Origin of the sequence: Nostoc sp. UCD121 (genome assembly GCF_014222285.1) — a bacterium.
GTDB lineage: Bacteria > Cyanobacteriota > Cyanobacteriia > Cyanobacteriales > Nostocaceae > Nostoc.
The window spans coordinates 1-12939 of sequence record NZ_JACKZS010000212.1 but is presented as its reverse complement, the minus strand read 5'-3'; the positions used below and the strand labels follow the sequence as shown (position 1 = coordinate 12939).

Annotated in this window: 11 protein-coding genes; 8 read left to right on the top strand and 3 right to left on the bottom strand. The window is 43.9% G+C overall.

The window, feature by feature from the left end; translation table 11 throughout:
- Window positions 1-291: 291 nt before the first annotated feature.
- The 5 genes from GNF10_RS29885 (at window position 292) to GNF10_RS29865 (ending at window position 7528) form a co-directional block, all read left to right on the top strand.
- A complete protein-coding gene (locus GNF10_RS29885) occupies window positions 292-984 on the top strand; it encodes a PEP-CTERM sorting domain-containing protein (protein ID WP_185586025.1) in 693 nt (230 codons plus the stop codon).
- 253 nt (window positions 985-1237) lie between these two features.
- On the top strand, window positions 1238-2686 hold the full coding sequence (gene atpD / locus GNF10_RS29880; RefSeq protein WP_114081954.1) for a F0F1 ATP synthase subunit beta: 1449 nt from the start codon (window positions 1238-1240) through the stop codon (window positions 2684-2686).
- Between the two features lie 138 nt (window positions 2687-2824).
- Complete coding sequence (atpC, locus tag GNF10_RS29875) at window positions 2825-3238, top strand: ATP synthase F1 subunit epsilon (RefSeq protein WP_114081955.1); 414 nt, start codon at window positions 2825-2827, stop codon at window positions 3236-3238.
- Between the two features lie 298 nt (window positions 3239-3536).
- The gene (locus tag GNF10_RS29870) at window positions 3537-5642 is read left to right on the top strand and encodes a flotillin family protein (RefSeq protein WP_185586024.1); all 2106 of its coding nucleotides are present in this window, start codon (window positions 3537-3539) and stop codon (window positions 5640-5642) included.
- A gap of 110 nt (window positions 5643-5752) precedes the next feature.
- Window positions 5753-7528, top strand: a complete 1776-nt coding sequence (locus GNF10_RS29865) for a serine/threonine-protein kinase (RefSeq protein ID WP_185586023.1) — start codon at window positions 5753-5755, stop codon at window positions 7526-7528.
- A gap of 10 nt (window positions 7529-7538) precedes the next feature.
- On the opposite strand, the gene GNF10_RS29860 is transcribed toward GNF10_RS29865, so the two are convergent.
- Window positions 7539-7838: a 30S ribosomal protein PSRP-3 gene (locus GNF10_RS29860; RefSeq protein ID WP_069071048.1), complete on the bottom strand. Its 300-nt coding sequence runs from the start codon at window positions 7836-7838 to the stop codon at window positions 7539-7541.
- Window positions 7839-7976: 138 nt separating this feature from the next.
- On the opposite strand from GNF10_RS29860, the gene GNF10_RS29855 reads away from it, so the two are divergent.
- The 3 genes from GNF10_RS29855 to GNF10_RS29845 all read left to right on the top strand — a co-directional run bounded on the left by GNF10_RS29855 (window position 7977) and on the right by GNF10_RS29845 (window position 10766).
- Window positions 7977-8447 carry a DUF29 domain-containing protein gene (locus GNF10_RS29855; protein WP_185586022.1) on the top strand — a complete coding sequence of 157 codons (471 nt, stop codon included), beginning with the start codon at window positions 7977-7979 and terminating at the stop codon, window positions 8445-8447.
- Window positions 8448-8487: 40 nt separating this feature from the next.
- Window positions 8488-9291 carry a TIGR01548 family HAD-type hydrolase gene (locus GNF10_RS29850; RefSeq protein ID WP_185586021.1) on the top strand — a complete coding sequence of 268 codons (804 nt, stop codon included), beginning with the start codon at window positions 8488-8490 and terminating at the stop codon, window positions 9289-9291.
- A gap of 86 nt (window positions 9292-9377) precedes the next feature.
- Window positions 9378-10766, top strand: a complete 1389-nt coding sequence (locus GNF10_RS29845; protein ID WP_185586020.1) for a cytochrome P450 — start codon at window positions 9378-9380, stop codon at window positions 10764-10766.
- Window positions 10767-10825: 59 nt separating this feature from the next.
- On the opposite strand, the gene GNF10_RS29840 is transcribed toward GNF10_RS29845, so the two are convergent.
- Both GNF10_RS29840 and ruvB read right to left on the bottom strand, forming a co-directional pair.
- Window positions 10826-11629, bottom strand: coding sequence for a tetratricopeptide repeat protein (locus tag GNF10_RS29840; protein WP_185586019.1), 804 nt, complete (start codon window positions 11627-11629; stop codon window positions 10826-10828).
- Window positions 11630-11788: 159 nt separating this feature from the next.
- Window positions 11789-12889, bottom strand: coding sequence for a Holliday junction branch migration DNA helicase RuvB (gene ruvB, locus GNF10_RS29835; protein WP_185586018.1), 1101 nt, complete (start codon window positions 12887-12889; stop codon window positions 11789-11791).
- Window positions 12890-12939: the final 50 nt, after the last annotated feature.

The following is a 12939-nucleotide window of genomic DNA, read 5'->3' as shown; positions in this document are numbered from 1 at the left end:
ATTGTAAATTGTTCGTGAAGCTAAATAATATTACTGCTTTTTAAATTATTAATACTCGATAATAACCGTAATTATACGATTTAGCTGAAATCAAGCTAATACCATGCCATTAGTCTAATTATTACTGTTAACTGTTAGTGGTTGATGTGCGATCGCTAGCTGTAAGCGTCTGAATCATCACCTATCGCGTGTAAGGCTTATGCTTATGTGCAATTTCGCTCTTAATCTTTGCTTAGAAAGTTGAGAGTAGACCCATTGTTAACACACACTTTTTTTGGAGAAATGAGCTTTATGGCTACTTCAACTTTAAGGAAATTATCAATAGCTACCATCGGCACAGCATTTATAACTCTAGGAACCGTCAGTACAGCAGAAGCTGGCTTGATTAACTTTGACACAGATGCCAATGGCAATCCGATAAATGCTCCATCTTTGTTCTTTGACAGCACTGCCCTTACTAACTTGTATGCACCATTAGGTGTAAATTTTAGTGGGCCAGGTCAACTAAGTGGTGGCTCAATAATAGATCAATTGGGCAATTTTGGAGTTAATGCACTCAGTGGCGCTAACTTTTTAGCGTTCAATCGCGGTGCCATCCTATCAAACGGTGGTATACCAACAGATCCAGAAACAATCAGTTTTGCTGACCCGATAATTGATTTCTCTATCTTCGCTTCTGGAGGATTTGTGTCTAATACTTTCCAAGTACAAGCATTTGATATCAATAACCTTCTCCTAGGTACAAGCAAAATTAATACAGCAGTCGGAGAATGGGGACAGTTGAACTTTTCTTCATCTTTAGGTGATGTCAGCAAGGTCGTTCTCACTGGAACAGGAGCGGCAAGTTTTTTTGTGTATGACAATCTTTCCTTTACCCCTGCAAGTAAGTCAGTTCCCGAACCTGGATCTTTGTTAGGCTTAGTGACATTCGCTACTTTCGGCGCTACTTCTCTTTTAAAGTTTAAACAGCAACAGAAAGCTTAAGTTAAAGCATAAATAAATCACTAATCTACTTTGATTACTGCTGTGTCTAGTATTACGAGATGCGGCAGTTTTTGATTTTGAGTCTCTTCAGCCGTTTGACTGCCTACCCTAATCTTGATCCCCAAGCCCCAGTCTTAATGATCAATTTAAGGCGAAGGTGGGGGCGTTCAGTGCTAATCTGAAAGGTGACATTGCTTAATTTTATGTCTTCTCCGACCTTATCTGAAATATAGCTTCACTCATTAGGCGCAGCATGGTCACAACCGCAGAAAAAACAAACATTGGCTACATTACCCAAATCATTGGCCCAGTTGTAGACGTTAAATTTCCCGGCGGGAAATTGCCACAAATCTACAACGCTTTGAAAATCAAAGGCACCAACGAAGCTGGGCAGGAAATCAACATCACCGTTGAAGTACAGCAACTGCTGGGCGACAACCAGGTGCGGACTGTTGCGATGAGTTCCACCGAAGGCTTAGTGCGCGGTTTTGAAGTCAGCGATACAGGCGCTCCCATTACCGTGCCAGTTGGTAAAGCCACTTTGGGTCGGATTTTCAACGTCCTTGGCGAACCTGTGGATAACAGGGGCCCAGTAAATGCTGAGGCAAGTTTACCCATCCACCGCTCTGCTCCTAAATTCACCGATCTGGAAACCAAACCTTCGGTGTTTGAGACTGGGATTAAAGTTGTTGACCTTCTGACTCCCTATCGACGCGGCGGTAAGATTGGTCTATTCGGCGGTGCTGGTGTTGGTAAGACCGTAATCATGATGGAGTTGATTAACAACATCGCTACCCAGCATGGTGGAGTATCCGTATTTGCTGGCGTGGGTGAGCGCACCCGTGAAGGTAATGACCTCTACAATGAAATGATTGAGTCTGGGGTAATCAATAACGAGAACCTCAACGAATCAAAAATTGCTCTAGTCTACGGTCAAATGAACGAACCACCTGGAGCTAGAATGCGGGTTGGTCTTTCGGGATTGACAGTAGCAGAGTACTTCCGGGATGTGAACAAGCAGGACGTGCTGCTGTTTATTGATAATATCTTCCGGTTTGTACAAGCAGGTTCGGAAGTATCCGCGCTATTGGGTCGGATGCCTTCTGCGGTAGGATATCAGCCCACATTGGGAACCGACGTAGGTGAACTGCAAGAGCGGATTACCTCGACTACAGAGGGTTCCATTACCTCCATTCAAGCAGTATACGTACCTGCGGATGACCTGACAGACCCCGCACCTGCTACTACCTTCGCCCACTTGGACGGAACCACAGTACTGTCTCGCGGTTTGGCTGCTAAGGGAATTTACCCCGCAGTTGACCCCCTTGGTTCAACTTCCACCATGCTCCAACCAAACATTGTCGGTGAAGAACACTACAATACTGCGCGGGCGGTGCAATCAACTCTGCAACGTTACAAAGAACTCCAAGACATTATCGCCATTCTCGGTTTAGATGAATTGTCTGAAGAAGACCGTCTAATCGTGGCACGGGCGCGGAAAGTTGAGCGCTTCTTGTCTCAGCCATTCTTTGTAGCAGAAGTATTTACCGGTTCTCCTGGTAAGTATGTGAAGTTGGAAGATACCATCAAAGGCTTCCAAAAAATTCTGTCTGGTGAGTTGGATGCTCTGCCAGAACAGGCTTTCTACTTGGTTGGCGATATCAACGAAGCGATCGCTAAAGCTGAAAAAATCAAAGGTTAGTCATTAGTCATTTGTCATTGGTCATTGGTCATTAGTTCAACTGCTAATGACTAATGGCAATTACAAAAGACAAAGGACATAGACGCTCTTTGGGCGGCTTCCCGTAGGGTAGGACGAAGGACGAAGGACAAAAGACAAATGACATTAACCGTTCGTGTAATTTCCCCAGATAAAACAGTCTGGGATGCTCCAGCAGAAGAAGTAGTTTTGCCTAGCACAACTGGTCAACTAGGTATCCTCACTGGACACGCACCACTTTTAACCGCCCTGGATACTGGTGTAATGCGAGTCCGTGCCGCGAAAAATCAGGGTTGGGAAGCGATCGCTCTTTTGGGTGGCTTTGCCGAAGTCGAAGAAAATGAAGTGACAATTCTGGTTAACGGCGCTGAACGTGGCGACAAAATTAACCTTGAAGAAGCTCGTGCTGCTTACAACCAAGCAGAAGCGGGACTCACTCAAGTTTCAGCAGACGATCGCCAAGCCCAAATCAAGGCAAATCAAGCTTTCAAACGCGCCCGCGCTCGGTTTCAAGCTGCTGGCGGTTTGGTCTAATTTAATTTTCTATTTCAACTTTGTAGGTTGGGCAATGTCCAACCTACAAATTATTTATTAAAAAGAATTCAGGAGTCAGGAGCCAGAATTCAGTATTAATTCTGTATAAATGCTAAACTTTCTCCCTATATGAATCGAGTATTCTGAATTCTGTTAGCGCAGCGGGGCGTAGCCCATTCTGAATTCTCACTCCGTTATTTATTAATTTTTCAAAAAAATTACGTCAAGTTTAAGAAATCGAGGCAAGCCATGCTGAAGTGTTAACTTAGCTAATTAGTTGCCCAAATGGGCACAAATTATGAAAAGCTTTTCATCTTTGCTTGGTACTCGTAAACAAAATAAGGTAGCTCGTTTTGCGGCCTCTATCGTAGCAACGTTAGCGCTCGCTGGTGGTATTCATTCTGCCAATGCTACTTTTGTTAAAACAACTACTGCAAAAGAAATAACTTCGGCATTAGTCCAGCGAAATCAGACTACACCAAATATTGCTCAGTTACCAATCAGCAGGAATCAATATCAAACTGCTGGAATTGATCCTGTTGTACTAGTTCCTATCCTTCTTGTCGGCGGTTTCGTCATATTCGTCCCCCTATTCTTTGGGGGGCTTGTAGTCATTGGCGAACGTGAAGTTGGTATTGTAGTGAGGAAATTTACCCTTTCTGGGCGTGGACTCCCCGCCGGCAGTTTGATTGCCCTCAACGGCGAAGCTGGCTTACAGGCAGATACTTTAGCTCCTGGTTGGCACTGGGGCTATTGGCCTTGGCAATATTCTGTAAAGAAAGAATCGGTAATTGTCGTCCCCCAAGGGGAAATCGCTTTGATTGTGGCAGCTGATGGCGCATCCAACCCACCAGAGCGGATTTTGGGGAAAATCGTGGGTTGCGATAACTTCCAAGATGCTCGAAAATTCCTCACCGAAGGTGGTGAAAAAGGGCGGCAAATGGGTTTTCTCACCGCAGGTACATATAGGATTAACACTGCTCTGTTTAAAGTCATCATGGCATCAAATGCCAGCGCTCATGGCATGGCTCCAGAACATTTGCGGGTGTACAGTCTGGCATCAGACAAAGTTGGCATCGTCACTACCTTAGATGGTGTGCCAATTTCTGCTGGTGAACTCGCAGGCCCAATAATTGACGGACACGACAACTTCCAAAATGGTCAGAAATTTATTAATGGAGGTGGACGGCGAGGTTTACAAGAGCAGACTTTGCTTTCTGGTTCTTGGAACTTGAATCCTTGGTTTGTCCAGGTTGAACAAGTGCCGATGACAGAAATTCCCATTGGGTATGTAGGTGTGGTGATTTCTTTCGTGGGTAAGGCACATCAAGATGTCAGCGGTGCAGCTTTCACCCACGGTAACTTGGTAAATCAGGGACATAAAGGTGTGTGGGTCGAACCGCTATACCCTGGTAAACACCCGATTAATTCCCGGATTATGAAGATGGAACTAGTGCCAACGACCAACATTGTCTTAAACTGGTCAGGTCGGACTGAACGCCACAGCTATGATGCTCAACTAGCTTCCTTGACAGTGCGATCGCGTGATGGGTTTGCCTTTGATTTGGAAGTAGCACAAATTATCCATGTGGGTGCTTTAGATGCTCCGAAGGTAATTTCCCGCGTTGGTGCAATGCAAAATCTGGTAGACCATGTATTAGAACCAACTATCGGTAATTATTTCCGTAACTCAGCCCAAAACTGTACTGTATTAGATTTTCTGACTGCTCGAAGTGAGCGACAAACTGAGGCTGCTGAGTATATTAAAACAGCATTGCGGGCTTATGATGTACAAGCGATCGATACTCTGATTGGTGATATTCTGCCACCAGCGTCGTTAATGCAGACACAGACAGACCGGAAGATTGCTGAAGAAGAACGCAAGACTTATGAAGTCCAGCAGATGGCGCAAACCCAACGACAGCAGCTTGTCCGGGAAACAGCGCTGGCTGATATCCAGCAAGAAATGGTGAAATCAGAGCAGAGTGTACATATTGCTGACTTGAAAGCCCAAGCCCAAATTAAGCAGGCGAACGGTGAAGCCGAAGGTACAAAACTCCGGGCAATTGCTGAGGCTGAAGGTATTCGGGCCACAGGTAACGCTAAAGCTGAAACCTATCGCGCTGGTGTGGAAGCTTTGGGTTCCCAAGGTTATACAGCAATGCAATTAATGCAGATTATAGGCGATCGCCATGTCCGCTTAATTCCAGATGTCTTAGTTGGCAGTAACGGTAGCAATAACGGTTTAGTGGATGGGCTACTATCCATGATTTTATGGAATCAAACTGGTAAAGGTGAATTGAAACCAACACCTTTGCATCCGCAACCAGTAGTTACCCAAACACAACCAACCACAGATAACGGTCTTCCACCGATAGTTGTGAATTTTCCAGTGGATAAGTAATATCCGGTAGGGTAGCACAGCTTTGCTACCCTACGAGAAACTCAATTTTAAATGGTTATATTTTACTTTGGGTAGGCAAGATGCCTACCCTGTAATTTTGGTAGGAAATTTTGTTTTTACAAGAACGTTATCGTTTAATCAAGCGGATTGGTAAAGGGAGATTCTGTAAAACCTTCCTCGCTGTAGATGAGGGTCAGTTTCCGCCAATTCCTTGCGTTGTTCAAGAATTATCGCAGGAATACGAGACGTTTAAAAATTTTCAGCAAAAGGCGCAACAGCTAGAGGAATTAGGAAAGCATCCGCAAATTCCCGCTTTATTGGCTTATTTTCAGCACAACGGGCATTTTTATTTAGTGCAGGAGTTTATTGCAGGCACTAATTTAGCTCAGGTAGTTGAGGAAGAAGGTGCTTTTAATGAAACTCAGATTTGGCAACTGTTAGAAGATGTTTTGCCAGTTTTGCAGTTTATTAGCGATGCCTGCGACGGGCTACGCCTACGCAACATCATCCACCGCGATATTAAACCCCAAAATATCATCCGTAGATCCCCAATTACCAAGAAGGGGAATTTCGTTATAGTCGATTTTAGCACTGCGAAAATTGTCACAGAAATCGATCGGCTAACATCTGAAACCAATATTGGCAGTCCAGAATATTCTGCACCAGAACAAACGAGAGGAAAAGCAGTTTTTGCTAGTGACTTATATAGCTTGGGTGTAACTTGTATTTATTTACTTACCCAGATTCCTCCCTTTGATTTATTTGATATTGCTAACGATTGTTGGGTTTGGCAACAATATCTTACTACTAAGGTAAGTGATCGCCTGGTGCAAATTCTCGACAAGCTGCTGCAAAATTCTGTTAACCGCCGCTTTCAATTAGCTAATGAAGTTATGCAAGCAATGGGTATAGAATGTAAAACTCAAAATTTGAAATTACCAAACCCTCCTTGGCAATGCTTGCATACCTTAACTGGGCATTCTGGCACATTGAGTAGTGTGAATGCCCTTGCCATAAGTCCTGACGACTATACCTTAGCCAGTGCTAGTGATGATAAAATCGTCAAATTGTGGGATTTAAATACTCAAAAAATCCTAGCTAGCTTATTAGGACATTCCCAAGCGGTAAAATCAGTCGCCTTCAGTCCTGATGGTCAAATTTTGGCAACTGCTAGCGATGATAAAACTATCAAATTGTGGCAGGTTGAGACATTAAAAGAAATCTGCACTTTATTGGGACATTCACACGCCGTAAAATCAGTTGCTTTCAGTCCAGATGGGCAGATTCTCGCTAGTGGTAGCTGGGATAAGACAATCAAACTCTGGGATGTAAATACTGGCACAGAAATTTGCACCATAACTGGACACCAATTACAGGTAAATTCAGTAGCATTTAGTCCCCAAGGACAGCTTTTAGCTAGCGCAAGTTATGACAGAACAATTCGCTTGTGGCAGATAGAAGGTTCCCAGAGAGAAATTCAAAACCGCCCATGCTATAGCTTGTTAGGCACCCTTTCGGGTCATGCATGGGCGGTTTTGACAGTCGCTTTTAGTCCCGATGGGAAAATTTTGGCGACGGGTAGTGATGATAACACTATTAAATTGTGGGAGGTAAACACTGGTCAGCTAATTTGCACACTTGTAGGCCATTCTTGGTCTGTGGTGGCTGTGGCTTTTACTGCCGATGGCGAAACACTCCTAAGTGCAAGTTGCGACAAAACAGTTAAACTTTGGAGAGTAAGCACAGCAGAAGAGATTGTTACTCTCTCTGGTCATGTAGACTCAGTATCTGCTGTTGCTGTGAGCAAAGTTAGACAATTAATTGCAAGTGGCAGCCGAGATAAGACTATCAAACTGTGGCAGCTTGTAGAACAGGACAATAGCTAATTTTGTAATATCAAGCGCTACCTGTGAAGGCAACTTCTGGAAATTTCAATTGAGCTTCTGCCATTGGACGGTTTCTGCCTTCCTCTTGCCAGTAGTTAATCACTTCTGTCGCTTTATTAAGCAACTCGACACGATCCACATCAGTAATCCAATGTTTGGACTCTAATTCCTTTTTTAACTCTTCCCAGGCATCATTTCTGGGCCAAAAAAAGTACTTAGTCAAGGGACTTGTGCCTTTGCCGACAATTTGATCGACTGCAAGAGCAACGTTTTCGTCTAACCACAGAATTTTCAAAATAAACTTGGTCAATCACACCTCCGGGAATTTCCGGGCATTACTGAACTAGGATAGCGATCGCTTATTTTAACGCAATACTATATCAAATGACCAAACAGTGATTGAGAATCGTCTACCATAAGGTTTAGTCGGCGCTAACTAAAGATGCTTATGACTGCCCAACTGCCCCAATCTCAAACAACATCTGGTTCAGATTTGTATGAGCAAGATTTTTACCTGTGGATTCAAACCACAGCAGAACTGCTCAAGCAAGGTCGGCTCACAGAACTAGATTTAGAGAATTTGATTGAAGAAATTGAAACGATGGGCAGAAGTGAAAAGCGGGCGTTGGAGAGCAATCTAGAAGTGTTGCTGATGCATCTGCTCAAATATCAGATTCAAACTGAAAGGCGCTCAAAAAGTTGGCAGTACACAATTTTGGAACACCGCAGGCGAGTCCAAAAGGCACTTCAGGAAAGCCCGAGTTTGAAACCTTACTTTGATCAGGTTTTTGACGAAAGCTATCAAACCGCTAGACGACTGGCTGTCATTGAAACTGGATTAGACATCGCTATCTTCCCAGAAAAATCTCCCTTCACGCCAGAGCAAGCCCTTGACCCCGATTTTTTACCTGAGCCATGAGCGCATTATGATGATCTAAAACTCTTTTGCTTCCTAACTCATGACTCAACCAACTTCTGTAAAAGCGATCGCTATTTTCGATATTGATGGTGTTGTGCGCGATGTTAGCGGCTCCTATCGCCGGGCGATCGCAGATACCGTAGAATATTTTACGACCCAAGCATATCGTCCAACCCCATTGGATATTGACCAATTGAAGTCTGAAGGCGTGTGGAATAACGATTGGGAAGCATCGCAGGAATTAATTTACCGCTACTTTGAAACCCAAAAACAGAGCCGAGAACAACTGCAACTAGATTACAGTGCGATCGTTGCTTTTTTTCAATCGCGTTACCGAGGCTCAGATCCAAATAATTTTACAGGGTATATCTGTAATGAACCCTTATTATTACAACCTAGCTATTTAGAACAACTTACCCAAGCCGGAATTGCTTGGGGATTTTTCAGCGGTGCAACTCGTGGTTCCGCTAACTATGTATTAGAAAAACGCTTGGGCTTGGAATCTCCAGTATTAATTGCGATGGAAGATGCACCAGGAAAACCTGATCCTACGGGACTTTTCGCTACAGTTCGTGAGTTAGATAATGGAATTGAGGAAAGATTAGCTGTAATATATGTGGGGGATACGGTAGCTGATATGTATACCGTCGAGAAAGCGCGGCGTTTAGATTCTTCTCGCCCTTGGATTGGTGTAGGGGTTTTACCGCCCCATGTACAGGAAACAGCAGTGCGTGGTGATGCATACAGCGAGACATTGCTAGTAGCAGGAGCATCTGTAGTTTTGCGTAATGTGCAAGAATTGACCCCAAGGCAGATTCAAGAATTGGTAAGTTCATTTGCTTGATCTGTGTTCTAAGCTTAATCAAGCTAGGGGTGCATAAATAACTGACTGATAACAATCTTGCTTTAATCATTGGGAGATTAATAAAAATGTCTGCACTTAAACTGCCTAACGGCCCTCAAACTCACCCTTGGGTACAGACGTATCAGTGGCTGACTAATCCTTTAGAATATATGGAAGCCTGTGCTAAACGCTATGGTGATATCTTCACTCTTCGGATTGGCCCAGTTTTTACTCCTCAAGTCTTCATTAGCAATCCCCAGGCAATTCAGCAGATTTTTACCACAGATCCAAAACAGTTAGATTCTGGTGCCGCAGCAGGTTCAGGAACGCCTTTATTGGGGCCAAATTCTCTATTATCCTTAGAAGGAAAACCTCACCAGCGCCAGCGTAAACTGCTGACACCTCCTCTACATGGGGAAAGAATGCAGGCTTATGGTGATTTAATCTGTAAAATCACCAAGCAAGTAACTAGTGAGTGGCCAGTCGGGGAAAGCTTTACAGTCTTGCCATCGATGCAAGAAATCTCCTTTCAGGTGATTTTGAAGGCTGTATTTGGTCTAAAGGACGGACTTCGTTATGAAAAACTCAAAGAAACACTGATTGCTATCCTGAATCCAAAAAGACCTGTTGTACGGGCAATAATGCTGTTTTTCCCATTATTACGACAAGATTTTGGGCCTCGCAGTCCTTGGGGAAGTTATCTATGTTTGCGGCAGGAAATGGATGATCTCATCTATGCTGAAATTCAAGAGAGGCGATCGCTTGCTGATGAGTCTCGAAGTGATATTCTGTCTTTAATGATGGCGGCTCGTGATGAAGCAGGTGAGCCGATGACAGACTTGGAATTACGTGATGAATTGATGACTTTGTTGATTGCAGGTCATGAAACTACGGCTAGTTCTTTGGCATGGGCACTGTACTGGATTCATCATCAACCTGAAGTCCTTGAAAAACTGTTGCAAGAACTGGATAGCCTGGGTAATAACAAAGACCCAAACGCCATTTTCCGATTACCTTATTTGAATGCAGTTTGTTCAGAAACAATGCGTCTATATCCGGTGGCGATGTTGGGATTAAATCGATTAGTTAAATCACCTTTAGAAATTGCAGGCTACAAATTTGACCCTGGTACTATATTAGTTCCTTGTATTTATTTGAACCATCATCGAGAAGATTTATACCCCAATTCCAAGCAATTTCAACCAGATCGTTTTTTAGAACGCCAATTTACTCCATCTGAATATTTGCCCTTTGGTGGTGGTAATCGTCGCTGTATTGGCATGGCATTTGCGCTGTTTGAGATGAAACTGGTATTGGCAACTGTATTATCTGATTGGCAAATGAAACTAGCTGATACAAAGCCAGTACTACCAGTTCGCAAAAGCATCCTGTTAGCACCAGGCGGCGGTGTACCAATGGTGGTAACTGGAAAACGTCAGCAAAATCAGCGAGTTCTTGAGACTAACTTAGTGTAAAAAATCTCAGAATCAGGTCGGAGCGATTGCTCCGCTTCCCCTTTTGATTTACTTGCTAATTACTGGATTTTCAAGAACTTATCCAAAGCTGTAACTAGGCTGGGAGGCCAACGCCGGATATTTTTTACCCAGTCGATATCCTTATAGCGGCTATCAAGTCCATAAGCTGCTACCCAGTTGCTTTCGGCTTCACCTTGTTCTCCATTTACCCAATATGCAGCTGTGAGGGCGGCACGCACATCAGCAAATTTGGAGTATTTACGGGCGATATTTCGCATTTCGCGGATTGCTTGCTCTTTTTGACCTGTTTCATACAGAGCGAGGGCGTAGTTAGCACGGGCGAAGGCAAAATTTGGGGCTATCTCATTGGATTTTTTGTAGTCTGCGATCGCATCTTCCCATTTTCCTAAACCTGTTTTGGCATTACCGCGATTGTTATACGCCATCGCATCTTTAGGATCGAGTTCTAAGACATGATTATAATCTGCGATCGCATCATCCCATTTTCCCATTCCTTCCAATGCCGCCCCCCGATTCAAATAAGGATCGGTGACATTCGGCGCTAGTTCTATCGCTTTGTTATAATCTGCGATCGCCTCTTGTAACTTATTCTGGCTCACCCGCGAATTTCCCCGGTTACTCCACGCCCCCGCATTCGTCGGAAATTGTTCAATAATCTTTGTCCAGTAGGTTTCAGCCGTCGCAAAATCACCTTGATTCGTCGCTGCAAAGGCTTGATTTGCCCACTCATCACCTTGTTTTAACTGTTCTTGAGTAATGGGCGGTTGAGATTGTGCCATGACTGGAGTAGCCCAGCCAAATATAAGTAACAGACTGAGAAAAATACCAATCAACTTAATCATCTAGGTTTACGTAATTTGTTCTTTGTCATTTGTCATTTGTCATTGAGCATGGAGCAGAGGAATGGAGTTCAAAGGCTCATTAATGGAGTTCAAAGACTCATTTACGAGTATCAATGCCCCATACCCAATGCCCAATACCCAATACCCAATTTCCCATAATTACAATAATGACAACTGTTCATTAGGCGGCGTGAATCCCAAATGCTTATATGCTGCCTTTGTCGCCATCCTGCCGCGATGAGTTCTAGTTAAATACCCAATCTGCATGAGGTAAGGTTCGTAAACCTCTTCAATTGTTTGAGTATCTTCACCCGTTGCTGCTGCCATTGTTTCTAACCCCACTGGCCCGCCGTTAAATTGTTCAATTATCACACTTAGCATCTGGCGATCTGTCCAATCTAAACCGCAGGGATCTACTTGGAATAGTTGCAATGCCTCAGATGCGATAATTTCATTAATCTCTCCAGATATTTTTACTTCCGCATAATCACGCACTCGTTTTAGTAGCCTATTTGCAATCCGTGGTGTTCCGCGTGAACGACGGGCAATTTCTGTGGCACCATCTTCTGTAATAGGGGTTTTGAGTAATTGAGCGGTTCGCAGTACAATTTGAGTCAGTTCGTCGACTTCGTAAAATCGGAGTTTTTGAATTAAACCGAAGCGATCGCGCAGTGGTGAAGTTAAAGCACCGACACGAGTTGTAGCACCCACTAAGGTAAACTTTGATAGAGGCAAACTTCTGATCCGAGCGCTAGAACCTTTACCAATAGTAATATCTAAGCGATAATCTTCCATTGCTGGATACAGAATTTCTTCCGTCATCCGCGAGAGGCGATGAATTTCATCCACAAATAAGATATCCCCTGGCTTCATGTTCACCAGTAGCCCAACAATATCTCGTGGACGTTCTAGGGCTGGCGCACTGGTAATTTTGTAATTTACCCCCATTTCCGATGCTAAAATCATTGCCATTGTGGTTTTGCCCAATCCTGGCGGCCCATACAGCAGTAAGTGATCCAGCACCTCACCACGAGACTTGGCTGCTTTGATGGCAATATCTAGCACATCCTTTAAATCTTTTTGTCCAATGTAATCGGCAAATCGGTGCGGCCGAATACCTTCTTCCTGTTGTTCTTGTTCATCAATAGCAGCTTCAGGCTTCAAAATATTTTCTGTGGATGGTGCTTTCGTCGACTCCCGACGCTGCTTTGGTTCTCCGTTGGGTTCTGGAGGCTGTTTTTTCGAGGAGATTATCGCCATAATTCAGCTATCAACTTTTAAGGGGACTAGAAAGTGGGGAGTGGGGGAGC